This window comes from Microcystis aeruginosa NIES-2549 (assembly GCF_000981785.2).
GTDB lineage: Bacteria > Cyanobacteriota > Cyanobacteriia > Cyanobacteriales > Microcystaceae > Microcystis > Microcystis aeruginosa_C.
Genome location: NZ_CP011304.1, coordinates 2606744 through 2629729, shown reverse-complemented (window position 1 = coordinate 2629729; position 22986 = coordinate 2606744). Strand labels below are relative to the sequence as shown.

The window sequence follows — 22986 nt, the reverse complement described above, 5'->3', positions numbered from 1 at the left end:
CTTTTGCCTGTTGCCTTTTGCCTAAAACCCATAACTTTTGTACCTCAGCAGAGTGAAAAACGCTATATTAACGTTTTTTCTTTTTTACCGGTTTTTGAGCCACTTTTCGAGAACGTTTGTAGGCCGATCCGATCCAATCACTACAACTATGACTCATCGCCCCTAATTCTAAACCTAGGAAAATAGCGATCGCTACCCGGGGATACTGTTGCCATAATGCGATCGCTTGCTGCGGCCACAGTCGCCAATCCCAGTCTATACCCCAGAAACTTTGCAGGATGGGAATGATGATGATCGCCGCTAGTAAAAGAAAACTACCCAGATAAAATAACCGAAAGACCGTGCCGATCAATAAACCGTGGGATAACCAACCGCGATGACGGATCATGGAACGATAGGGTAGCCACAACCAGCGCAGATAACCCCAACGTTTGTACTGTACCGAGTGGATGTCCAGATCTGGCCCAAACAGGAATCCGCTAAACAAATAACTGGCCAACAGTAACAAGGTTAAGTTACCACTGCCACTGACCAAAAAACTCGCCCCCGCAATCGGTGGCAGCAGAATTAGGGTAATGCGATCGTGAGTTCGACCAGAGGGCATCGGAAAAAAAAATCAACTCGCTCAAAAAAATAATATACTTTTTTGAAAATATATGTTATGCTGAGAAAGTGCGAAATTGATTCGGGCGTTTAGCTCAGTGGTAGAGCGCCTGCCTTACAAGCAGGATGCCGTAAGTTCGACCCTTACAACGCCCATTTTATTAGATTCTTGCCTCGTTAAGCTTTCACTCTCGATCGCAGGTTGAGATTAAAACTATTGAGGGTAATTGCTGCTGAACGGGAAATAGGGGCTATTTGCTAGTAAGCTAGTCAGTAGGTACTAGGATTAACTCATCGCGGCACAGCGGTTATACTAAATCCGGTTATTAAAAACTGATTATTTATTTCCGCTTTTGCCTATTGCCTATTGCATGAGTGCCTGTCCTGATATGTAGCGCATACTCAACGGATTTAGTATTATATGGCCAATTGGAAATGTATTAAAAATTGTGGAGCTTGTTGTCAACTAAATCCCGATGAGCGTCCTGACTTAGAAGAATATCTTACTCCCGCACAATTAAGTCAATATCTCAGCATGGTGGGGGAAGAGGGTTGGTGTATAAACTTTGATCGCCAAACCCGTCTCTGTACCATTTATGACCAGAGACCAGAATTTTGTCGTGTTCAACCCGATATTTTTGCCAAAATGTATCAAATTGAACCGGGAGAATTTGAGCAATTTGCGATCGATTGTTGTCATGAACACATTGAGGATCTTTATGGGGAAGATAGCCTAGAAATGAATAGCTATCGTCAGCAAGTAGGCTAAGATTTACCCCCATCCCAGAAATAACTCGGACGGGGAAGAAAATAAGTGGTCTGGTTATTTTTCCTAGCTTTTTGATGGCTAAACCAGTAAAATTACGGAATTGATTGTTTCCCTGTTGAGGAGAAGTCTATAGGAAACTCAAAACCTCTAGAGGTGCAGAGTTTGGGTTCAGGACAGGGAAAAAATATCATGGAAAAACCGGAAAAACAGCGCCGCAGACGCGGGGTTATCCTCACCACCACGGGACTAGAAAAATTACTTACTGCTAAACAAGAAGCGGAATATCGGGATAATTGCGGTCATCGCTTCACCCTAGAAGTTCTCAGCGAGAAAACTCTTTTAGGGGTAGATACTCTGATGAAGGTATTTGCTTGTGAATCGGGAGTGGATAAAAAAACCCTGAAACATTGTTTTCAAGCCTTTAATTTAACTTTAGAAAATAGCGATTATTATCGTCCTAACTTACCAGAAACTAATAGTATTAATCCTCAACTATTGCCTGAATTACCAGAGGGACAAGTCCCCCTCGATTCCCCCTTGTATATCAACAGAAATAATCTAGAACAGACTTGTTATCAAGAGATATTGCGCGGGGGGAGTCTTATCCGGATTAACGCACCCAGAAAAATGGGAAAAACCTCCCTGATGGCCAGAATTATTAATTATGCTCAACAACAGCAATACCATACACTTTATTTCAGTTTTCGGTTAGCAGAAAGCTCAATTTTTCAAGATTTAAATCACTGGCTGCGTTGGCTTTGTGTTAGTATTAGTCGCCAGTTAGATTTAGATAATCATCTCCCACAGGATTGGGATGACTTCCTGGGGGGTAAAATTAACTGTAAAATCTATCTAGAAAAGCATATTCTCTCCCATCTCGATCGCCCTTTAGTGATTGCCTTTGATGATCTTGAATATCTTTTATCCTATCCAGAGCTAAGGGAAGAATTTTTTAGTATTCTGCACCTCTGGCACGAGGAAGGCAAAAACAAACCTCTCTGGCAAAAATTACGTTTAATTGTCGCCTATTCCCCTGCACAGGAGCTTGATAAAACCTCAGATATCTATCAATCTCCTTTTAGTCTTGGTTTACCGATCGAATTGCCTAATTTTACCAGCGCACAAGTACGAGAATTAAGTCAAAGACAGGGATTAGATCAGAATTTTGACTCTGAAAAATTACGGATATTTCTAGGGGGTAATCCCTATTTAATTCGTCTTGCTTGCTATCATCTTGCTCGGGGTAATTGTAGCCTAGAAAGCATTTTGGCTACTTCTATCGGCGAGGAAAATAATATTTTTGCTGGCCATCTTAAACGTTTACTTTGGCATCTGCAATACTTAAAGGGCAATTTAGCGGCTATCTTTGCTAAGGTGGTGATGGCGGAAAAAGACATAGAAATTGATTTAATGGCAGCTTTTCACCTAGAAAGTCTCGGACTAATTCACCGACAAGGTAAGTTTTGCCGAGTCAGTTGTCCTCTCTACCGTCAATATTTTGGCGAATATTTCCGGCAACGTTCTGTTTTTTTGCCTCGAAAAACTTCTATCCTCGCCAAAAAAATTACGCTTGCTCGCTTTGATACTTCCGAAAAAAGTCGCTATGCCATGTAGTTTATCGAATGTCATTATGAGGGAGTGATGCTAAATCCTGTTTAAAAAGTACGGGAGAGTGGCAAGGGGGTTTTTAAAGTTCGAGTGGAATAGGCTTGTAGTTCCTGTGTTTTACGAATAAAACTTTTCGTACTCATCATGATCGCCAATCCAAAACCAAGTCACTGTATCCCCTGACAGCACCCCCAAAGCTCGATGACTCTTCGTTACACGCACTGACCAAATATCTTCGTCGCTGTCAATACACTTAAAATTTAACGATGGATGAAACGGATTCTCTACCCATAACCGATATGTTTTTCTGGCTCCGGCTTTGACTGCTGGCTTCAAGTCGCGATACTTCTGCCAAAATGAAGGCAATGTCGCGGAATTCATAGCTGCTCATAATCCATCGGTGCGGACAATCCTGCCGCAATCTCTTCTTTGGCTTTCCGTGCTGCTGCGACTAGATTATTCTTCGTCTGTTTAAACGACTGATCCCATCGTTTTTCTTCTTCAATTTCTGCAATATAAGCTCGAACATACTCTACTAACTGCTCTTGAAGCTCATCAGGCAGAGACTCAACCATCTTGATGATCGTGGTAATAGCAGGAGAGGGCATAGCATCTATCAGCGCAGTAGGTTTTCTCTATTCTACAACGTCCACCGCAAACCCAAAATGATATGATCTTTGTTTCCTCTGTGTCTGGAGTGGTTTTTATTAATGAGCCTTGCTCAAAACCAAACAATTCATAATTCAAGAGCGAGGTATTTATGGGTAAAGAAGAAGAAATACTTGAACAATGGCGAGAACTGACACTGGAAAAGCAACAAAAAGTTTTACAATTTGTTCAAACACTGAAATCTAAGTCAGAAACAACAGCACCAATTAATTAGGAGTCTAACCCATGAGCGGCCCCACCATCGAAACCGATTTAGGAAAAATCCTAGACCAGATTAATCAGAATCTTAAAGAGACCAATCAGAAGCTAGACGCGCTCCAGAAAGATGTCACAGAGATCAGGATTGTTCAAGTCAGATTCGAGGCCGAAGTCAAGGGAGACCTCAAGGCATTACAGGGAGAATTCAACACCTTACAAGGTGATTTAAAAGAGATTAAAGGCTCCCAGAAAGCCCAAATTTGGGCATTAATCACCATCTTGGCAACAGCAGTTATCGGAACTGTCATCCGCTTTGTCATCAATGTTCCCCCTGTTAGCAACCCCTAACTTCCACTGCCGGGGAACGGGCTTCTGGTTCCTGTTTGATATTCAGGCAGAATGAATGATATAATTGGTGCGTGGGGCGTGGCTCTCTCGTTTAAAAGCTTGTTACCTGTAGGATATAACGATCTCAGGTCTTTTGTCAAGTCTAATTTTAGGGGTTTTGCTCACGAAAACATAAGCTTTTGGGGAACTCGATACTTAACGATGTTGATGTCTATTATCGCGGAATTTCTAAGTTTAATTTAGGAGATAAACAAGGGGCGATCGCATAATTCTTTTCAACGAGGTTATGAGCTATCCAGCAATTCGATACCCATCACCATCACCTGATTGCATTTATTGATTTTTCATCGCATACTATTTAAAAAGAAACGTGCCAAAGACAAAAATCATCTTTTATCAAGAAGCAGAAGGCATCTCACCCGTTGTTGAGTGGCTTCAGAAATTACTCAAAACTGATAAAAAAGGATTTGCCAAATGTATAACCAAAATCGAACAACTTGCCGCACAAGGTCATGAACTGCGCCGCCCTGCTGCCGATTATCTCAGAAATGAGATCTGGGAGCTTAGAGCCAAACAGGGAACCATACAATATCGAATCCTCTATTTTTATCATGGTCAAAATATAGCAATTATTGGTCATGCTCTTATCAAAAAAACTTCCGCCGTTCCCTCACAAGACATCGAGAGAATTATCCAAAGAAAAGCACAATTTAAACAAAATCCAGAACTTCATACTTATCAAGGAGAAATAAACAATGCCTAAAACCACAGATGCCGTAAAAATCATTCACCAAATGATTGCAGACGATCCCACAATCAAAGAACAAATTGCCCTAGAATCCCTCAACTCAGAAATCGCACAATTGATTTATGACGCTCGTATGAATGCTGGATTAACTCAACAACAACTAGCCGACCTAATCCATGTTGAGCAATCCGTTATTGAAGATCTAGAAGACGCTGACTATCAAGACAATCCCCTAATAATGCTACAAAAAATTGCCACTGCCCTTAATCAACGAGTCAAAATGAGCCTTGTTAGTAGCTTGTAGGGTGCGTGTTAGGCGCGTATTTAAAGGAAATTTGTTAATAATTAAATTATGATCGCGCCGTAACGCACCATCTTAATTTGTAGGGTGCGTTAATGTTCTCGGTTCTTCTCTTTTTCTCACCTAACGGCTGGTCGATTTTTTTGAGAAAATTGAGTTAATAATCTCTAGGTTGAGTTAAGGTTTGTAGTTACGCTTTAGCGACAACTTCTGGGGAAAATCGGGCTAGAGCATCGACATTGCTTCTATTCCCAAGACTTGCCTGACTTGCCCTTACTGTTCTTTGTGGCGAGAAAAAGCCAGATCAGCAGTCTCGATTACCTTTAATAGCTGTTCGATGCGGTTTTCCGTTGGGGGGGCCAAACAGGGAAAAACGGCTAAACCGGGGATTTGATTGGCCACCTCGGTGACAGCCACATCAAGGGTGACTAGGGGTAAATTAGCGAGGGTTTGCGACTGGCTCAAGGTTTGCAGATAAGAGTATAAATCTTCTGCGATCGAACTATCAATTAAGATAGCGTCCACCTCCCAGACAGTAGCTAAAAGTTCCGCCTGTTCGCAACTATCGGCCTCGATAAAACGATAATTTTCCCGAACTAATTGATTATTCCAAATCCAGCTAAAGGAAGATAAATCGGAGAAATTGGGGGCATAATGACCGTGTAACCGCAGCAGAGTCGGAGCAGTGCGCCGTTTTCGGCTAGTAACGGGAGAACCGGTCAGATTTAGGCAAGCTTGCAGGGCTGCCGAGGTGATTGGTGGAACCAGAAAACTATCGGCCCCTTGCTGTTGACTGCGGTTGCGCTCGGAATCGGCGGCGGTGACAATAACTTTTATCTCTTTGGTTTGGGGATGGGATTTCAGCAGCGTTAACACATCCCAACCGGACAAGAGGGGTAGATTGGGATTGAGAAAAACACAACGGGGTTTTAACTGACGGGCTTTTTCGATCGCCTCAGTGCCGCTACGAGCGATAATGGCTTTTAATCCCAATTCACTCAAGCGATCAACAAACTGTTCGATCACTTGGGGATTAGCTTCCACCACCAACACCAGACGTTGGGGAGTGGCGGACTCTTGGTCTGCACCTTGGGGATGAACTGGCAGTAGTAAAGTAAATTCACTACCTTCCTGGGCCTTGGAGACAAAAGATAGATCGCCACCGTGACAACGCGCTAATTTTTGGCTGAGGACTAAACCTAAACCTGCGCCCTCAAATTGACGGGTGAAAGGACTTTCTAGCTGTTGGAATTTCTGAAAAATCAGATGCTGGGATTCTTCCGGAATACCGATCCCCGTATCCCAGACGGTAAAAGCCAGCCAATTTTCCCAACGATTAACTTTAATGCCCAAATTACCGCCATCAATGGTAAATTTCACCGCATTATCTAACAAATGCACTAACATCTGTTGTAAACGGGCCTCATCGGCCAGGACATAATCTAATCCCGATTCGATATCAAGACGATAGCTGCCGGGGAGATCGAGACGTTGGGGATACTTATCGACGATGATATCGTAGACCCGTTGACAGAGGCGATCGATTTTGACTCTAGTTAAAGTTAATTGTAGTTGTCCTGTCTCTAGGCGGGTTAAATCGAGGAGATCATTGACTAAAGCCATCAACTGGCGACCGCTGCGATAGATTAAATCGGCATATTTGGACTGTCGGGGGTTAAGTTCACCGATTTTTTGTTCCCGCAGCAGATTGGAGAGACCGATAACAGCAGTGAGGGGCGATTTAAACTCATGGCTGACACAGGCGAGAAATTCATCCTTAAGACGATTTAAATGGACTAAATCGGCATTTTTAACCGCTAATTCCTGACAATAGTGCTGTTGTTCTGTGATATCGGTGGCCAACAGTAACCACAGTCCCGAAGCTTTCTCGATCAAGGGATAATTATCCGCCCAATTTAACGGCACGGACAACAGGCGCCAAGTCTTGGCTAAACCCGATGTCAGCGTTTCTAGACGCTGGGGGAACAGGGGGGGGGTGGGGGATGGGAGGGTTAAGGGTTCATTAACCAAAGCCAAGGCAGAATTATCGATATTAGCGGGGAAAGCTGCCCCGATTTGTTGGCACCAAGCCTGATTTTGGTATAAAATCCCCGCTTCTGGACTGTAGAGCAGCAGCGGCAGCGGTAATTGTTCCAGAAATTCCAGAGGATGATCGCTGCGGGGGGGGAAATTGCGATCGCTGATGCGGGGCTGGGGAGGGGGATCATCGAGAATCGAGCGCCCGAGACAAAATTGCAGAAGTTTGCCCGTGTCTAAGCGTCCTAAAAGTTTGCCCTGAGCATCCACTAAAATGGGGGCTAAGGCGAGCGCTTCCCCCGTCAGGGTAGCCAGAAACTCACTCACGGCCATGCGCGAGTTAAGAGGAATAATCGGGCGCAGCCAACCGCTAAGATCCAGACAATTGGAGGAGAGGTTTCTGGTTTCGGGGTGCTGTTGTTGATAGAGGAGGTAAGCGATCAGGGCTTGACTCTCAATCAGTCCTAGGGGACAATACCGCTCATCCACCACCACGATCACTTCTGGATTGCCCGTATTAATTAAATCGCAAAGACTGGCCCGGTCAACAATTAATTCACAGGTAGTGACGGATTGATTAAAGTGATGGAGGCTGAGGGTAACGCTAGGCATGGGGATAATTGGGGGGCGGTGGCGGTAACTTTAGGGCATAATTAACAAACTGATGGCCAAACTATTAGTCGTCCTAGAACTTGAATCTAGCTTGATTATGACGCTCGCTCATCTAGAGAACCGCTCCATTGATTACAATTAACTACGATACCCACTGCCAAAAAGCAAAGTTAGCTTTTAACTTCCCTTGGCTGATGGCGAGGGGGTTGTCTTCTCAACAGAGAAAGCTTAACCTATTGTTTGTTATTTTCTATCTACCTTGCGGGTGAGAAAACGTTGCCTCTGAGACTGACTATTTATGCTTTTGTCCCAACGGACTCATCCTTGACGGGAGTGAGTTCACCACCGGGGCTGGTTAATTCTTTGACTGCTTTATTGGCTAATGAACGCTATAATCTAACCCTAGGGTCCTCTTCTAGCGAATTACTGGCTAATATCGAGGCACAGAAGGAAAAAATTGATTGTTTGCTGGTGGTCTCTCATCCTTCCCTACAGCCGACTTTTAATCAACTCTACGAAGCGGGGATTTTGCTGCCAGTAGTGATCATTGTCGCTGACAAAAACATCGCTCCTGAGACGAATGACTCTCCCACCTGTCTCTATCATAGTGCCGAATTACAAATCACCGTCAACGAATTAGACAGCATCACCTCCGTCATCGACCAAGCGATCGCTCGATTTCTCCATTTGGCTCCTAATTGCTCTTTTTCCGAGCGTACTACGATTGTTAACCAACCGAATCCCGTGGCAAATAATCACAGTTTTCTCCTCCTACAACAGCGTCGTTTAGCAGAAAAATTAAAAGAAAGACTCGGCTATTTAGGTGTTTACTACAAACGCAACCCGCAGCTATTCTATCGTAATCTTGCCCCGGAGGAAAAAAAAGAATTACTACGCGAAGTAAGAGCAGATTATCGGGAGATTATTTTAAATTACTTCCTACAGGATTATCCGATTAATCAAGCGATCGACGAGTTGGTTAATAATGTCTTTTTTACCGATCTCTCGGTGTCGCAAATTCTGGAAATTCATATAGAGTTAATGGATGAATTTTCCCAACAATTAAAATTAGAAGGCAGAAGTGAGGAAATTCTCCTAGATTATCGTCTCGCTCTCATTGATATCCTGGCTCATCTAGGGGAAATGTACCGTCGTTCCATACCTCGCGAGGATATCCCTTATGATTTATTATTGGGAATAGACTAAAACATCCCAGACAAATAGCGATGAACTCATATCCCCAGCCCCTTTGACCCTAACCTATGAGCGTCTTTAAAAAAACCTATGTTTTAAAACTCTACGTCGCCGGGAACACCCCCAACTCCGTGCGAGCCTTAAAAACCCTGAAAAATATCCTAGAAGAGGAATTTCAGGGAGTTTATGCGCTCAAGGTGATTGACGTGCTGAAAAACCCGCAACTAGCGGAGGAAGACAAGATTCTCGCCACTCCTACCCTCGCGAAGGTCCTCCCTCCCCCGGTGCGGAAAATTATCGGTGATTTGTCCGATCGAGAGAAGGTTCTGATCGGTTTAGACTTACTGTACGAGGAAATTCGCGAACGAGAAAATGATGGCTAGGTCTTCGGCAATAGGTGGTTAGACGGGTTATATTTATTGAAGGGGAAATGATCGGGGCGTAATCTAGTACGTCTATGGGAAAGTCAAGAGTCAATGGAAATCGAGATGGTGTAAAGTGTCTAGTCAGTCCCGATAGGTTTCTGTTGAAAAATTAGATAAAAATCCTACTCTTTAAATACTCGCTGGATAAATAATGACTCAATCTAACTCTAATAGCCAACCAAATCCACCGATTAAACCGAAAGGTGTTCGCAAAATTAGAACCCTAATTGAAGGCTTTGATGAGATCACTCACGGTGGTTTACCCATGGGGCGAACTACCTTAGTGAGTGGCACTTCTGGCACGGGAAAAACCCTGCTTGCCGTGCAATTTCTCTACCACGGTATCAAGTATTTCGACTATCCGGGGCTGTTTGTTACTTTTGAAGAATCTCCGACCGATATTATCCAAAATGCCTATAGTTTTGGTTGGGATTTAGAAGAATTAATTGACCAGGGTAAGTTATTTATTCTCGATGCTTCCCCGGATCCGGAAGGTCAAGAGGTGGTGGGGAGTTTTGATCTTTCGGCCCTGATCGAGCGCATTCAATACGCAATTACCAAATATAAAGCCAAACTGGTATCAATTGACTCTGTAACTGCCGTTTTTCAGCAGTACGAAGCGGTGTCAGTGGTGCGGCGAGAAATTTTTCGGCTCGTGGCCCGGTTAAAATTATTAGAAGTGACTTCCATTATGACCACGGAACGTATCGAAGAATACGGAGCGGTGGCGCGTTTTGGTGTAGAGGAATTTGTCTCTGATAATGTGGTAATTATGCGGAACGTCCTAGAGGGAGAAAGGCGACGCAGAACGGCGGAAATACTCAAATTACGGGGAACAACCCACATGAAGGGCGAATATCCCTTTACTATCACCAATGATGGCATTAATATCTTCCCCCTCGGTGCCATGCGTTTAACTCAGCGCTCCTCTAATGTCCGCATTTCTTCGGGAGTAAAAACCCTCGATGATATGTGTGGAGGCGGTTTTTTCAAGGATTCGATTATTTTGGCTACAGGAGCAACAGGTACGGGTAAAACTCTCTTAGTCAGTAAATTTCTGGAAGAAGGATGTCGGCGCGGTGAGCGGGCGATTTTGTTCGCTTATGAAGAATCTCGCGCCCAATTGTCCCGAAATGCCTCTTCTTGGGGTATCGATTTTGAGGAGATGGAACGCAAGGGATTATTAAAATTATTGTGTTCTTACCCCGAATCGGCGGGATTAGAAGACCATTTACAGATGATTAAGTCGGAAATCTCGGAATTTAAACCCTCCCGTATTGCCATCGATTCTCTATCGGCGCTCGCACGCGGGGTGACAAATAATGCTTTTCGGCAATTTGTGATCGGGGTGACAGGATACGCCAAACAGGAGGAAATTACGGGATTTTTCACCAATACCACCGACCAATTTATGGGAGCGCACTCGATCACCGAATCCCATATTTCTACGATTACCGACACGATTTTAATGTTGCAATATGTGGAAATTCGCGGCGAAATGTCGCGAGCGATTAACGTCTTTAAGATGCGCGGTTCTTGGCACGATAAAGGGATTCGTGAATATACTATCAGTCAGGACGGGGCGGATATCAAGGATTCTTTCCGCAATTACGAGCGGATTATTAGTGGTTCCCCGACTAAAATTAGCGTCGATGAAAAGACTGAATTATCCCGGATTGTTCGCAATGTACGCGAAAAATTACAGGATGAATAATCGGGAGTTGGCTCTCTTGGATTTGGTGGGTAAAATGTATTCTAAGATACAGTACCGCTGGCGAGGGAGTGGAAGGAACCACTCCAGACACAGAGGACACAAAGATCGATCGATCAGTAAGTTAAACTTATCACAGAGAACCTAGAAGAGCCGGGAGTTGACTGATTGAGATTATTTTGAAGAGCGATCGGGTAAAGTCGGTCTTAAGGAAAATAACCACCAGATCAACAAACCTAATATAATCCAGAGAATATCTTTAACCCGGCGAATTACAGAAATCGCTAAACCTAATTCTAGACTACCGGTTAAGGAAGCACCCAGCAGCACTAAAGAACCTTCTAAAGTACCGATATTAGCGGGAATAAAAAAGGTTCCAGCGCGTACCAATTGGGCAACGGAATCAAATAACCAAGCATCGGCAAAAGTGATCGGATGTTGGAGAAATTGCATTAAAACATAGATTTCTAAAACTCCTAGGGGCCAATTTAGAAAACCGACGATCAAGCCATTTCTAAATAGGGGCAGATTCCGGTAAAATTCCCCTAAACGATCATCGACACTGCGAAGATTTTCTAAAGGTTTAGATACGCGATCGCCTAAAAAAGAATGACCTAATCGATTAACTATTCTGGAGGATAAACGGAATCGCTGAATCAAGAAAAATATCAGGATACAGATGGAGAATATAGCGAGACTTAATCCGGTAAAAGTTTTAAAAGAATTGGAGAATTTTGGGGAAGCTAGGAGCAGCAAAAAACCGATAATTGCAAAGAAGACAAGGGAAGCAGTATTTAATGTCTTGGTCAGAATAATCGAGGCACTGGTTTCTTTATAGCTAATCTGATAGTGAGTTTTCAACATCACTGCTTTAAAACCTTCTCCTCCCAAAGAAGCGAAGGGAGTCACGCGATTAAAGGCTGCCCCTACCATGTAAATTAATAATAGCCGAATTGTCCATCGAGGTTGGATAGGAATGCTTTTAAAAGTTAGTTGCCAAGTAAAAACATCGGTGAGGAATTCTAGGAAATAAAAAATAATCACTACTGTCATTCCCCACCAACCGACTAGGGTGATTTGTTGCCAAACTTCTTGCAGATTGGTTTGGCGTAAAATTACCCCTAGTAAAACAAAACCTAAACCCAGAAAGATAAATTTAAGATATTTCATAAGTGGTCGTGCAAAATTAATTTCTTGGTTAGGATAGGCAAAAGGCAACAGGCAATAGGCAAAAGGCAAGAAGTAGTTATACTAAATCCTGTTTAAAAGATATAAAAGAGCGGGAATTATGACTTAAGTAGCTGGTTATAATTAAATTAAAAATGGATTTTAGGTTCGATCCCCCCTGCCCCTCTTGATAAGGTAGGGTTGATTCATGAATCAACCCTACCCTTGATAAGGAGGGTGTCTGATAATTTTTAACGCCTACCTACTTATGACTGATAACTGATAACTGATCACTGGTAACTGATAACTGAAAAAGCTGGTCACTGATAATAATTCCAACGTTGAATAAATGGGAGCCAATGAGATTCGACTAACTCGATCGCTTTTGCATCTGGGGGATAATTATTTTTTTTATATCCTTGCAGACTGCTGATATATTTCTCAAAGCGAGGCATAGATATGTTTAAGTCGGGAAGTTGCAGTTGATCGTAGATTTTCTCGATTTGTGCTAGGGGGTCTTTTTCTAAATCCTCAAAACGAATTTCTACAAAACTATCGGCGGGTAAATCGGCACTATCTCGCAGGAGAGAATTAAGCATTGAGGGATAACTTTTCAGAATTACCTGCTCGATTTCATCCGTGGATAAATTATCGTAGGATTGTAGTGCTAGTTCCGGTAGGATGCGGGTAAAAAAGTGACGGGTTGAGGGAAAAACTAGATAGGGATTGCGGTAGATATGAATAAATTTAGCATCGGGCCAGATAGCTCGCAATTTGGCAATATGTGCCGTATAAACGGGGTTTTTGATTAGTAATTGTTTGCCTCTTTGATGGATGGAAACTTTTTTTAATAGATGAGTATGCCAACGCTGCCAAGTGGCGATTTCCCTCTCGCTGCAGCCTTGAAAAAAAACCCCTCGCTGGAAATGATACTGAAAACGTTGGGGAAAGTATAAACCATGGTAGTAGGAAAGGGGGATCATGCTGGCCAGGGCGATCGAATCTTCTTGGGGGGAATCGGGAGTAACGGCGACGTTATCCACATGGCGATCGCTCGGTAGGGCTAATTCTAGCAGCGGTTGAAATAAACGGACGATGCCGAGGATATCCCAGGGTAATCCCACCGCTAGGGGCGAAATATAGCCAAAATGCTCCGATTGACCGAGTAAATTGTGGAGATGGGTCGTGCCGCTGCGCCAATAGCCGACAATAAAAATGGGTGCTTTTACCTGCACGCGGCGCTCATAAAACCCTGTCATTAAAATTCGTTCTAGGGTAGAAAAAGGCAGTCGCGCCAGGGTAACTGCCAGCGCCAGGGTTGCTGGGGCCAAATTGGGGCGATCGATGCCGCCATTGGTCAAAAACAAACGAAGGAGAGTGCTAAGGTTGCTACCGCAGAGGGGATGAAACAAACTGGACATATTAACTATTTTTTGGCGGTTTTTTGGCGGATAGCTTGGCTGGCCAAGGTTTTGCCGAATTCCCAAGCGGCCCCGGGTATGCGGTGAGCATCAGCCACCACATCTTTAACGGCGGTGACAAGCCAACGGCAATCCTCATCGGAGAGGGTGAGGGGGGGGATAAACTTGATGATATTCATGCCGTGGCCGGAAACCTGCGAGAGAATTTGATGGCGGGTAAAGAGGGGAACGACGATTAACTGGGAAAATAGCCCTTTATTGGCGGTTTCTAGCATTTTCCAGGCGGCTTTTAGTGACCAACTGCTCGGCTCGGCAAATTCCAAGGCGATCATCATCCCCAATCCCCGCACTTCCTGCAAACATTCGTACTGATCTACGAGGGGCCGTAGTTCTGCGATAATTTGTTGACCGATTACGGCCGATCGCTCGACTAATTTTTCCTCCTCAATCACCTGTAAAGTGGCAATACCGGCGGCCATGGCCAGATTATTTTTACCAAAAGTGCTACCGTGGACCACAGAACGATCCATGCGATCGAATACTCGATCGAAGATCCAGCGACGACAGAGAACCGCTCCCACTGGCACAAAACCGCCCGAAAGAGCCTTGGCAACACATAAAATGTCCGGTTCTACCCCCCAATGTTCCACTGCCCAAATTTTGCCAGTCCGGCCCAAACCGGTCTGCACTTCATCGGCCACAAAAAGAGTGCCGTAACGACGACAAAGGGCCGCCGCTGCGGGGAGATAGTTCGGTTCGGGAATTCTCACCCCGTGACCTTGGATCGGTTCGGTAATAAAAGCCGCTACTTCTTGGTTAATTAGAGCTTTTTCGAGCGCGGCCAGATCGCCGAAGGGTATTTCCTTAAAATCGGCCACAAACGGCCCAAATCCCTGGCGATAATGGGGATCGCCGGTGGCGGAAAGGGAACCCATGGTTAACCCGTGGTAGCCCCCCTGACAGTAAACAATTTGGCTGCGTCCGGTGGCGTAGCGGCTGAATTTAATGGCAGCCTCGACGGTTTCTGTGCCGGAATTAGCAAAGAAAACTCGTTCTAATCCGGGAGGTGCGATCGCTGCTAACCGTTCCGCCAGCAATCCCGCTAGGATAGAAGCATCCAATTGGACTAAATTGGGCAATGCTGCCGTCAATACCTCCTGTAAAGCTTGGACAATCTTGGGGTGATTGCGTCCGAGGGCGAAAACACCAAAACCACTCAGTAAGTCCAGATACTTTTCTCCCTGATTGTCGAATAGGTACGGACCTTGAGCTTTAACGTAGTGGCGATCGTAGCCGATCGTTTTTAGTACCCTAACCATCTGGGGGTTTAGGTATTGTTCGTGGAGGGCAAAGTTTTCTTCTAGTCTTTTTTCTATCAGTTCTAAAATGCTCATAAATTCCAGATTTGATTACTGAAAAACTATTTTTCAAACACCTCAAACCCGATTATGCTGATAGCATAATTTCATGATTTTGGGCTATTTAATATTATAAATTATTGAATATATTTTGTCAAGCATTTAAGAACTTATCTAGGATAATTAAACTAATTAGCTCTTGTTGGCTAAAGGTTAAAGCAAATTTTAAATAATTTATTAGTCAGTTTTTATATGGTAGGGGCGCATCGCGTGCGCCCAAAATGTAATATCAGTAAACTGATAACTGATAACTGATAACTGATAACTGATAACTGATAACTGATAACTGCTCGCTGATAACTATAAAAAAACCGACCAACAAGAGAGAATTCCTGTCAGTCAGTCGGTGATGATAGGCTGAATTTTAGTCAGCTTTATTTCTTAGCGGGGGCAGCCTTAACGAGTTCCAATTCACTTTCAGCGAAGTTATTGGTATTCAGTCCACCGGCGCTACCACTAAAACCGTGGTAGTTAACAGTTTTAAAACGGACGATAACGGGATAGAGGATACCACTTTTATCAACACTGGCTACGGTTCCCACATCGTTGTACCAGTAAGACTCTTTCCGTTTGACTCTAACTTCGGCTCCGCGTTCGATTCCAGGCATAGCTGTTGTTTTTTTTTAAGGGTTTAGTTAACAGGTTACAATCAGAGCGAGTTTGCCGAAAGGGTTTTTACTTTAAGTTTTATTGCAAATCTTGCCACTCTGTTTGGACAAAATGCCCCGAACGTCCCCATAGGTCTGCCTTTGGTGCAATGTTAACGATTGTTAAGTTAAAAGGAATGGCTGTGGTCAGGTATTTTTGGGCCGACATTCCCACATCTGGCCCGATTTGAAAAGCGGTGGCAGTGGCTAAACCTAAGCCTAATAACTGAGAAATCGGACCTCTGGGTAAGAGAAAATGAGTTCCTAAGACGAAGCCAGCGGTTAAGGCTAAAGTTACCGATAAATTGGTGCCACAACGCGGATGTAATGCCAATTGCCCCTCGCCATTTTTGAGACGATGGAGAGCCTGTTTGGCCGCAATTTGCAGTTCATTAGTATTAACTTGTCCGTAGAGATAAAAACCCCTATCGGTGGACAGTCCCCCCAGGGCCTCGTTATCCGCTTGGGAATGGTCAAAAGGCGATTCACGACGGGCAGCCATTTCGCTTAATACCCAGACGGTGGCGTGTTCCAAGGCATGAACCTGTCGCAGGGTGAGAAATTCTTTGAAACCGGGGATAAAGCCGATTTGTGCCAGTAAATCGCTGTCTTGCTGGGGCGAGGGGTTAAACCAGTCAAAAGAGGGGTTAGAAGGGCTACTAGGGGTCATAAAGTTGCAGTAGGGAGAGTTTTTTTGGGAAGATGAGGGTGCTATAGAGTGGCAAGGCGGTGTCCCAGTAGGTGTCTTCAATGGGGATTGACCAGGGTGGTTTCGGCAAAAAAGGGAAAATCTGACCACAGGAGAACTGCTGCTAGTTCTTGCTTTAGGTAAGAAGCGAAATGATTCCAGTTATCTCGATTGCTGGTCTTGGTCATAGAAACTCTAGTCAATTAGCTGTCTAAATAGGCGTTAATGATAGCAAGAGCCACTAAGGGAGCTGTAATTGTTCTCAAAATGCGTTTTCCCAATGATACAGGTAGAAAATCAGCGGCGAGCGCTTGTTCTATTTCTGCCTCCGTCCATCCCCCTTCCGGTCCGATAGCCATGGTTATCTCGGTTGATGTGTGCAATTGAGAAAGTAGCGGGGCCACTGTTCTACGCGTAACACCAATATAACAAGTTGTCTGTGGGTTAGCTCCCCGCTTAAGGATGGCTAAAAATGATTGTGGTTCTTCGATAATGGGAATAATCTGTCTTTCTGATTGTTCTACAGCTTCCCGGGCAATTTTTCGCCAACGGTCAATTTTTTGAGGACTAGGATTAACTAAACTGCGTTCTGTCAGCAGCGGGATAATCCGATAAACTCCTAATTCGGTGGCAGCGCGAACGATATCATCAAAGCCATTTTTGGGAATTGCTACCATTAAATTCACTTGTACTGGTAGTTCGCTAGTTTCGTTTATCGCTTCTAAAAGATAGGCCGAATTATCAATTATTTCTGCTAACCACGCTTGTCCTTGTCCATTTAGGGCAATAAAATGGTCATGGGATTTTAAACGAACAACTTTTTTAAGATAATGACTTTGTTCGGGTGTTAAGGCAATTAACCCGTTTTCTAGGGTATTAAAATCAAGAAGAAGACGGTAATACAAGGCGGTTTAGTCTATATTACTATTGTGTTCAGAATCACTGTCAGCTATCTATTTTAGCTTTTATGGTGTTTTTGTATAGGGTAGATTAGCCTAAAACCTTGATCATTAAGAAATACGGGAATCGATTAATGAATTTACTAGGCATCGTTTTATACTCTTTTATGGGAGTGCTGTTGTTGGGGTTAGCTCTAGCTATCTGGTGGTTGGTCGATACCCTATCTTTATCCTCCACTAAACCAAAAAGAGCTACTTCTAAAAATAATCGTCAAAATTTGCCAATCAGTCAGCCTAAACTTTTCTACTTGGAAAGAGAACTTTTAACCCTCGTGAATGGAGATAAAGCTTTAGCGAGTCGATTGTTTTTAAGTATTAGATTGAGAAATCCCCAACGCAGTAAAAGCTGGTGTTATGAAAAAGTTATTTATGACTTAAAACGAGATCGAGGAGGAATTTAAATTGTCACTACAACAATTAGACCTATTAGAAGAATACCCCAGGGAGTGCCATAATATTATTGGAAAATTTTATCTACCTTGTTTAGATTAGTACCCGATTAGCACGTCAGGGAAAAAGAGTCGCTCGCTATAGTTCCTTAGACAGCGATCGAGTTATGTTATTATTACAGTTATCTTCGGGAAATCTTGACGCATTAGTGGCAGTAAAATATCTCGATGAGGGGGTTGATATCCCACAAGTCAGTCAGGGAATTATCCTCGCTGCTGATGCTTCTCCTCGTCAATTTATTCAACGTCGCGGCAGAATTCTCCGGGCAGCCGTGGCAAAAAAAAGGGACTTTAATCGATGTCTTTCCTCCTTGAGGGGATGGTGATGTACAATTATTAAGAGATTCGTCCAAGAATTAACTTACTATGGCCTCACCTACTCAGATATGTTATAAAATTTATCCTCATCAAGGTATCTCTTGGCAAATAAGAATTAAGACTTGACAATCTCCACTCCCCAACCACCAGAAAATTCATGGACATAACTGCTAAAATTAAAGATCTGGCACAAAAATATGAGATACCTCCTCAACTGCTCAAGGAAGCCATGGCTTTAGAAGTGGAAAAAATTACTCTAAAAAATCGGCGGCTATCACCTAAAATTGTCGAACTTATCGAAAAATATACCGACTCCCCACAATAAATAAACCCTATGACTTTGAGACTGAAACAAATTCGCTTAACTAATTGGAAATGTTACCCTAGTCAAAATATTACTTTTAACCTGCATCCCGACAGAAATATTCATATTATATTCGGGAATAATGGCCACGGTAAAACTTCTCTGATGACGGCGATTTTATGGTGTCTCTATGGGGGAGATATTGTATCTAAAGAGACTCTGAAAACCTATTTTTATCGAGGTAAGGATGATTCATCATCAGTAGAAGAAAAAGAAATGCGGGTAGAATTAAATTTTACTAGAAACGAGAAAAATTTCTTTATCAGTCGCACAGCGAAATTAAAAGATAATGGTATCACTTCTTATCCAAGCGTAGAGGAAGCATTATTTTATGAAGATGGAACCATAAAAGCAAGTAACTCTAGGGAATATATCGAAGCATTGCTTCCTAAATCTATTCGAGATTTTTTCTGTTTTGATGGCTCAAAAATCGAACAATATACCCAGATAACTCAAACCAAAGAAGCAAAAGAAGCAATTGAAAAAGTTTTGGGTATCCCTGAATTAAGAAATCTGCGTGATGATACAGAAAAAGCCTTGCAGGAATTAGAAAACCGTTTAAATAAAGCGGAGGGAACCAGTCAGACTTTTAAATATAAGATGCAACAATTACGAGAATTAGAAGAAGAAATTTGTCTTCAAAAAGGTCAGCTTAAAAATGCTAAAGATGAGGAAAAAAAAGCTATAATTATCCATCATGATGCTCAAGAAAAAGCCGCTCAGATTGAAAGTTTACGAGAAAAATTAGAAGAAATTCATGACTTAGAGAAAAAGCGTATCGGTTTACAAACTCAGTTAAATAACCTACAAAAGTCTATTGATTCTTGGTTAAAAAAAGCTTCGATACCTTTGCTGATTAACTTTGTGCAGGAAATGGCTGACGATTTGCAAGTTACTAGCTTAAAAAGCACTTATAAAACTAATTCTACAGCAGTTTTAAAAACAATAATTGACGATGAAAGCTGTCTATGTGGTCGTTGTTTAGATAAAAATTCTCGTGACTTTATCCTTGAAAAAATTGCCGAACTAGAGTCCTTAGAAATGGACAACGCCACCAGAATAGAAAAAGACCAAATTAGAATTGATTTACAGGGAATTATCCGAGATAATGCCAAATTTAGCAATTATAGTCAATTGCTTTTACAAAGAGATCTTTTAGAAGAAGAAATCGAAGAAATTAATCAACATATTAAACAGCTAAAACAGGAAACCACGGGAATAAATCAAGAATCAGCTAATGATATTTGGCGAAAAGTTGGCGAATCGGAACAAAAAGTTAAAGAGATTGAAGAAAGGATAGAACGCTTGCAAAAGGAAATCGAAATCAAAGAAAAGCAATTAGAAAATTTACGCCAAGAAGTAGAAATTTTAGCTAGTGAAAATCAAACCACCTCGATGTTATCTAATCAGGTTAAAATGGCCAGAGGTTTAAAAAATGCCACTAACGAATTAATCGAATGGCATATCGATAATTCCCAAAAAATGATTAATCAAGCAACCAGCGATCGCTATTTACAAGTAACCAACAAACCAGAGGAATATAGAGGAGTAGAAATCACTCCCGAATACACTTTAGGAATCCGTACCCTCACGGGAAAATTATTAAATCCCGATGTCTTAAGTGCAGGAGAAAAGGAAGCTTTAGCTTTTGCTTTTATCACTGGTTTAAATCAAATAACTGATACCTGTGTCCCCCTAATTATGGATACACCTTTTGGCCATTTAGACAAAGAACATCAAAAAAATATTATTAACTCTCTCCCTAATTTCAACTCCCAAGTGATTATTTTAGCCACGGATCGCGATCTTCCCGATCCACTTTTAAATCTCTTGCTTCCCCACACTACTGATATTTTTAAAATACACCGTTTGGCTGCCGATGAAGATGCTTCCGTGATTGAAGTGATGGAGAGTTACTAATGCAGAGAATCGATTCCAGTTTGAAGATTTATGCCTCGGAAACTTCCAGAAATTATCTACAGGTACTAAAAGATAATAAAACCTTTGAGCGCATGGTAGATGCTTATTTATTCGCCGCTGCTTTTGCCATTAAACAAGACTTCAGTATCTACGGAATCAATCTGAGCAATCGACAAGATTTAATTAATATTAGCCAAATCGATCCAGAAGTTATTTTAGCTTTAACCGCAGGAATTTATATTATCTGTAAAAAGAATTCCTATCCTCAACCCAGCGACGGCAAAGAAGTTTTAGATAAGATCTGTCAATACGCAGAAGTGGGATTAAGGGAATTAAAAGAACGCTGGCAAGGCAAAGTCAGCAATCAAATCCAAGCTGACATTGAGAGAATTATCAATAATCTCTAAAATTCTCCCTATCTAACTATCTTTTTTAGGGATAACGACAAATTATATTCTTTCCACACTGCCAAAAAAGACGGGTTCCACGCGAATAGCAATGACACTAGCCGGACGTAAAACCATATATTCCCCTTGGATATTTCTGATCGGAACATTGATAAAATCCCTGGAATCGGCTTTCGGAACTAATTCGTTACTGTACCACTTTTGAAATTCTTGGATAGTCAAAAAACGTACCTCCTCGCGATGTCCATTGCTTAAGAACAAATGTACTGCGTACTCGTCAGCCTTTCTACTCATTTTTTTTAACTAATCAGATTGAATTTTTGTAATAAAGTTGCCATTAAAGGCGGGAAAGTGAGACGCAATTCGCTAAGATCCGAGAAAGTTAATTTTTGGTAGCTTGGCAGGTCAAAAGCTAGTTTACCCTTTAATTCCGCTCGATTTTGATAGGTTAGCAGAATTTGTCCGCCCTGTTTACAAGCGATCGCATAACCCAATTCTACACCCACTAGGGGACTAGGCAGTAATTCCGTTTCCTTTTGGCTAATCGCCGTAGCATCGGCAATAAATAATAAACTTTTGCGAATTTTGCGTAATTGACTATCACTCAATCTGGTGACATTGCCCTCAGTTCGGGGCGTTTCTTCCACGTTTAAGGGCAAACGGGAGCGTTTATTGAGATTTTCGACGGTTTCGGTCAAAACTGTTTTTAAAGCGGTGCTAGAGTCCTTAAATTGGCTTTGGGAGCTAAAATAAATGACGGGATCCAGCCAAGTGCTGAGGTCCTGTTTAGTAAAGTAAATTTCTTGGGAAATCAGGTCAATATTCGAGATGACGTAACCGCCACTACCTTCGAGGTAAAATTCCACCCTTTCCCCTTCTAGATAGCGTTGGAACCAGACAGAACCCTGTATTGTCAGACTATCATCGAGAAAATCGGCTCTTAAACCCGATTTTAAGAGACTATTGCGACTTAAGCGCAAGTCGTGGGGACGTTTGACAACCTCGCGGATAGGTTCGTATTTGTCCAGATACCAAGCTTTCAGAGCGATGATGGCCATAGGTGTGGCGATTAAAGACACTCACTCATTTTAGCAGTAAGCACCGATATCCTCTCCACATTCATCGGCAAGGTAAGAAAGAGCGCGAAATCTTAACATCATCAGGTTTTCGTAGAGGGGATTTAGCTTGCAAAGGGGCGGAATCTCTAGAATTGTCCAGCTAAATAGGGTAATTTTCCGCGCAAAGGGACATTGAGCCGGAATTAGACGACAAATCCGATGAGCTAGTTCAGGTGTATTAATCTCTAGTCGGTCAATTCGTTGCCGCAGGGGTTGCCATAAATCCCATTTTGGTTGCGGTGACAGGTTTTTCCGATTGCCTTTCGACCAAGGGGCGATCCAATTAGACAAAATTATTTTATTTGTGGTATAATCTGATACATCAGCATCGGCCATAGCTTTATCTTCAATTGATTGACTCATAAGGTTCTATCTGAGATTACGGGAGGGCAAATGCTCTTTCCCGAAAATCCTCTAGGACGTTCGGACATTTGACCGCTTTAACGATAACATCTCTGGGATAAAATTACTCGTTAAGACTACACAGGAACGCTGGGGCTGCGGAGAGGAAATTTGAACTTTTGTACTAATTCCCTGTCTCCGAGTTATCACCTGAAAGCTAATAGGCAACAGACGACAATAAGATAACGTCATGAGTCAGTTTAACTAGATTAATCTCTAAGCTTCCCCCAAAGATATTGGCTCTGATTAGAGCTATTTCTAGGTTAGCAAAAACTCAGGTTTTTTCACGTCAGCATAGTACACTTTTTCTGGGTATAAAATAGCACCCAGTTTTGTCAAAGATACGCAATGCAAGGGGTGGGGTGTGGGGTGTAGGGTGTGGGGTGTAGGGTGTAGGGTGTAGGGTGTGGGAATTATGAATTATCAATTATGAATTATGAATTGGGTAGTTTTTTGCTGTGAACAGTAAACGGTGAACTGATAAC

The 22986-nt window shown here is 42.6% G+C and carries 28 protein-coding genes and 1 tRNA gene; 15 read left to right on the top strand and 14 right to left on the bottom strand.

Annotated elements, in window-relative coordinates:
- Nucleotides 1-67: 67 nt before the first annotated feature.
- Nucleotides 68-604 carry a metal-binding protein gene (locus myaer_RS12930; RefSeq protein ID WP_046662393.1) on the bottom strand — a complete coding sequence of 179 codons (537 nt, stop codon included), beginning with the start codon at nucleotides 602-604 and terminating at the stop codon, nucleotides 68-70.
- 83 nt (nucleotides 605-687) lie between these two features.
- Between myaer_RS12930 and myaer_RS12925 the strand changes: the two genes are divergently transcribed.
- The 3 genes from myaer_RS12925 to myaer_RS12915 all read left to right on the top strand — a co-directional run bounded on the left by myaer_RS12925 (nucleotide 688) and on the right by myaer_RS12915 (nucleotide 2986).
- Nucleotides 688-759: transfer RNA gene (locus myaer_RS12925), tRNA-Val, on the top strand.
- Nucleotides 760-1024: 265 nt separating this feature from the next.
- Nucleotides 1025-1372, top strand: coding sequence for a YkgJ family cysteine cluster protein (locus myaer_RS12920; protein WP_046662392.1), 348 nt, complete (start codon nucleotides 1025-1027; stop codon nucleotides 1370-1372).
- A 189-nt stretch (nucleotides 1373-1561) separates the two neighbouring features.
- Entirely contained in the window at nucleotides 1562-2986 is a 1425-nt protein-coding gene (locus myaer_RS12915; RefSeq protein ID WP_046662391.1) for an AAA-like domain-containing protein, read from the top strand.
- 111 nt (nucleotides 2987-3097) lie between these two features.
- Here myaer_RS12915 and myaer_RS12910 read toward each other — a convergent pair whose 3' ends face one another.
- Nucleotides 3098-3361, bottom strand: coding sequence for a hypothetical protein (locus tag myaer_RS12910; protein ID WP_046662390.1), 264 nt, complete (start codon nucleotides 3359-3361; stop codon nucleotides 3098-3100).
- Entirely contained in the window at nucleotides 3358-3588 is a 231-nt protein-coding gene (locus tag myaer_RS12905; protein WP_002775250.1) for a hypothetical protein, read from the bottom strand. The genes myaer_RS12910 and myaer_RS12905 overlap by 4 nt, the downstream gene beginning before the upstream one ends.
- 152 nt (nucleotides 3589-3740) lie before the next feature.
- On the opposite strand from myaer_RS12905, the gene myaer_RS22355 reads away from it, so the two are divergent.
- The 4 genes from myaer_RS22355 to myaer_RS12890 all read left to right on the top strand — a co-directional run bounded on the left by myaer_RS22355 (nucleotide 3741) and on the right by myaer_RS12890 (nucleotide 5247).
- Nucleotides 3741-3863, top strand: a complete 123-nt coding sequence (locus myaer_RS22355) for a hypothetical protein (RefSeq protein ID WP_002800399.1) — start codon at nucleotides 3741-3743, stop codon at nucleotides 3861-3863.
- An 11-nt stretch (nucleotides 3864-3874) separates the two neighbouring features.
- A complete protein-coding gene (locus myaer_RS12900; RefSeq protein ID WP_046662389.1) occupies nucleotides 3875-4195 on the top strand; it encodes a hemolysin XhlA family protein in 321 nt (106 codons plus the stop codon).
- 370 nt (nucleotides 4196-4565) lie between these two features.
- The gene (locus myaer_RS12895; protein WP_002733919.1) at nucleotides 4566-4958 is read left to right on the top strand and encodes a type II toxin-antitoxin system RelE/ParE family toxin; all 393 of its coding nucleotides are present in this window, start codon (nucleotides 4566-4568) and stop codon (nucleotides 4956-4958) included.
- Nucleotides 4951-5247: a helix-turn-helix domain-containing protein gene (locus myaer_RS12890; RefSeq protein ID WP_002731911.1), complete on the top strand. Its 297-nt coding sequence runs from the start codon at nucleotides 4951-4953 to the stop codon at nucleotides 5245-5247. Before myaer_RS12895 ends, myaer_RS12890 begins: the two co-directional genes overlap by 8 nt.
- A 270-nt stretch (nucleotides 5248-5517) precedes the next feature.
- On the opposite strand, the gene myaer_RS12885 is transcribed toward myaer_RS12890, so the two are convergent.
- Nucleotides 5518-7893, bottom strand: coding sequence for a hybrid sensor histidine kinase/response regulator (locus tag myaer_RS12885; protein WP_046662388.1), 2376 nt, complete (start codon nucleotides 7891-7893; stop codon nucleotides 5518-5520).
- 276 nt (nucleotides 7894-8169) lie between these two features.
- Between myaer_RS12885 and myaer_RS12880 the strand changes: the two genes are divergently transcribed.
- The 3 genes from myaer_RS12880 (at nucleotide 8170) to kaiC (ending at nucleotide 11226) form a co-directional block, all read left to right on the top strand.
- Nucleotides 8170-9099, top strand: coding sequence for a circadian clock protein KaiA (locus myaer_RS12880; RefSeq protein ID WP_046662387.1), 930 nt, complete (start codon nucleotides 8170-8172; stop codon nucleotides 9097-9099).
- Between the two features lie 56 nt (nucleotides 9100-9155).
- Nucleotides 9156-9470, top strand: a complete 315-nt coding sequence (gene kaiB / locus myaer_RS12875; protein ID WP_002800410.1) for a circadian clock protein KaiB — start codon at nucleotides 9156-9158, stop codon at nucleotides 9468-9470.
- Nucleotides 9471-9663: 193 nt separating this feature from the next.
- Nucleotides 9664-11226 carry a circadian clock protein KaiC gene (gene kaiC / locus myaer_RS12870; RefSeq protein ID WP_046662386.1) on the top strand — a complete coding sequence of 521 codons (1563 nt, stop codon included), beginning with the start codon at nucleotides 9664-9666 and terminating at the stop codon, nucleotides 11224-11226.
- A 171-nt stretch (nucleotides 11227-11397) separates the two neighbouring features.
- Here the strand turns inward: kaiC and myaer_RS12860 are convergent, their stop codons facing one another.
- The 7 genes from myaer_RS12860 to myaer_RS12835 form a co-directional block, all read right to left on the bottom strand.
- Nucleotides 11398-12393, bottom strand: coding sequence for a lysylphosphatidylglycerol synthase transmembrane domain-containing protein (locus myaer_RS12860; RefSeq protein ID WP_046662385.1), 996 nt, complete (start codon nucleotides 12391-12393; stop codon nucleotides 11398-11400).
- A 317-nt stretch (nucleotides 12394-12710) separates the two neighbouring features.
- Complete coding sequence (locus tag myaer_RS12855; RefSeq protein WP_046662384.1) at nucleotides 12711-13811, bottom strand: sulfotransferase family protein; 1101 nt, start codon at nucleotides 13809-13811, stop codon at nucleotides 12711-12713.
- A 5-nt stretch (nucleotides 13812-13816) separates the two neighbouring features.
- Nucleotides 13817-15205: an aspartate aminotransferase family protein gene (locus myaer_RS12850; RefSeq protein ID WP_080949757.1), complete on the bottom strand. Its 1389-nt coding sequence runs from the start codon at nucleotides 15203-15205 to the stop codon at nucleotides 13817-13819.
- Nucleotides 15206-15603: 398 nt separating this feature from the next.
- A complete protein-coding gene (locus tag myaer_RS12845) occupies nucleotides 15604-15837 on the bottom strand; it encodes a photosystem I reaction center subunit IV (RefSeq protein ID WP_002733317.1) in 234 nt (77 codons plus the stop codon).
- 79 nt (nucleotides 15838-15916) lie between these two features.
- Nucleotides 15917-16546: a DUF6391 domain-containing protein gene (locus myaer_RS12840; protein ID WP_046662382.1), complete on the bottom strand. Its 630-nt coding sequence runs from the start codon at nucleotides 16544-16546 to the stop codon at nucleotides 15917-15919.
- A gap of 77 nt (nucleotides 16547-16623) precedes the next feature.
- The gene (locus myaer_RS22350) at nucleotides 16624-16752 is read right to left on the bottom strand and encodes a hypothetical protein (protein ID WP_268807268.1); all 129 of its coding nucleotides are present in this window, start codon (nucleotides 16750-16752) and stop codon (nucleotides 16624-16626) included.
- 15 nt (nucleotides 16753-16767) lie between these two features.
- Entirely contained in the window at nucleotides 16768-17469 is a 702-nt protein-coding gene (locus myaer_RS12835) for a 16S rRNA (uracil(1498)-N(3))-methyltransferase (protein ID WP_046662381.1), read from the bottom strand.
- 128 nt (nucleotides 17470-17597) lie between these two features.
- On the opposite strand from myaer_RS12835, the gene myaer_RS12830 reads away from it, so the two are divergent.
- The 5 genes from myaer_RS12830 to myaer_RS12815 all read left to right on the top strand — a co-directional run bounded on the left by myaer_RS12830 (nucleotide 17598) and on the right by myaer_RS12815 (nucleotide 20981).
- Entirely contained in the window at nucleotides 17598-17924 is a 327-nt protein-coding gene (locus tag myaer_RS12830) for a hypothetical protein (protein ID WP_046662380.1), read from the top strand.
- A gap of 155 nt (nucleotides 17925-18079) precedes the next feature.
- Complete coding sequence (locus myaer_RS12825) at nucleotides 18080-18298, top strand: helicase-related protein (RefSeq protein ID WP_235614746.1); 219 nt, start codon at nucleotides 18080-18082, stop codon at nucleotides 18296-18298.
- A 149-nt stretch (nucleotides 18299-18447) separates the two neighbouring features.
- On the top strand, nucleotides 18448-18615 hold the full coding sequence (locus myaer_RS21680) for a hypothetical protein (RefSeq protein ID WP_172968182.1): 168 nt from the start codon (nucleotides 18448-18450) through the stop codon (nucleotides 18613-18615).
- A gap of 9 nt (nucleotides 18616-18624) precedes the next feature.
- Nucleotides 18625-20574: an AAA family ATPase gene (locus myaer_RS12820; protein WP_046662379.1), complete on the top strand. Its 1950-nt coding sequence runs from the start codon at nucleotides 18625-18627 to the stop codon at nucleotides 20572-20574.
- Nucleotides 20574-20981 carry a hypothetical protein gene (locus tag myaer_RS12815; protein ID WP_046662378.1) on the top strand — a complete coding sequence of 136 codons (408 nt, stop codon included), beginning with the start codon at nucleotides 20574-20576 and terminating at the stop codon, nucleotides 20979-20981. The genes myaer_RS12820 and myaer_RS12815 overlap by 1 nt, the downstream gene beginning before the upstream one ends.
- Nucleotides 20982-21023: 42 nt before the next feature.
- Here the strand turns inward: myaer_RS12815 and myaer_RS12810 are convergent, their stop codons facing one another.
- The 3 genes from myaer_RS12810 to myaer_RS12800 are packed head-to-tail and all read right to left on the bottom strand — an operon-like array spanning nucleotide 21024 to nucleotide 22462.
- A complete protein-coding gene (locus myaer_RS12810; RefSeq protein ID WP_046662377.1) occupies nucleotides 21024-21275 on the bottom strand; it encodes a hypothetical protein in 252 nt (83 codons plus the stop codon).
- Nucleotides 21276-21280: 5 nt separating this feature from the next.
- Nucleotides 21281-22039, bottom strand: a complete 759-nt coding sequence (locus myaer_RS12805; RefSeq protein ID WP_046662376.1) for a hypothetical protein — start codon at nucleotides 22037-22039, stop codon at nucleotides 21281-21283.
- 30 nt (nucleotides 22040-22069) lie between these two features.
- Nucleotides 22070-22462 (bottom strand): Mo-dependent nitrogenase C-terminal domain-containing protein, encoded by a 393-nt coding sequence (locus myaer_RS12800; RefSeq protein WP_046662375.1) that lies wholly within the window; start codon nucleotides 22460-22462, stop codon nucleotides 22070-22072.
- Nucleotides 22463-22986 lie beyond the last annotated feature (524 nt).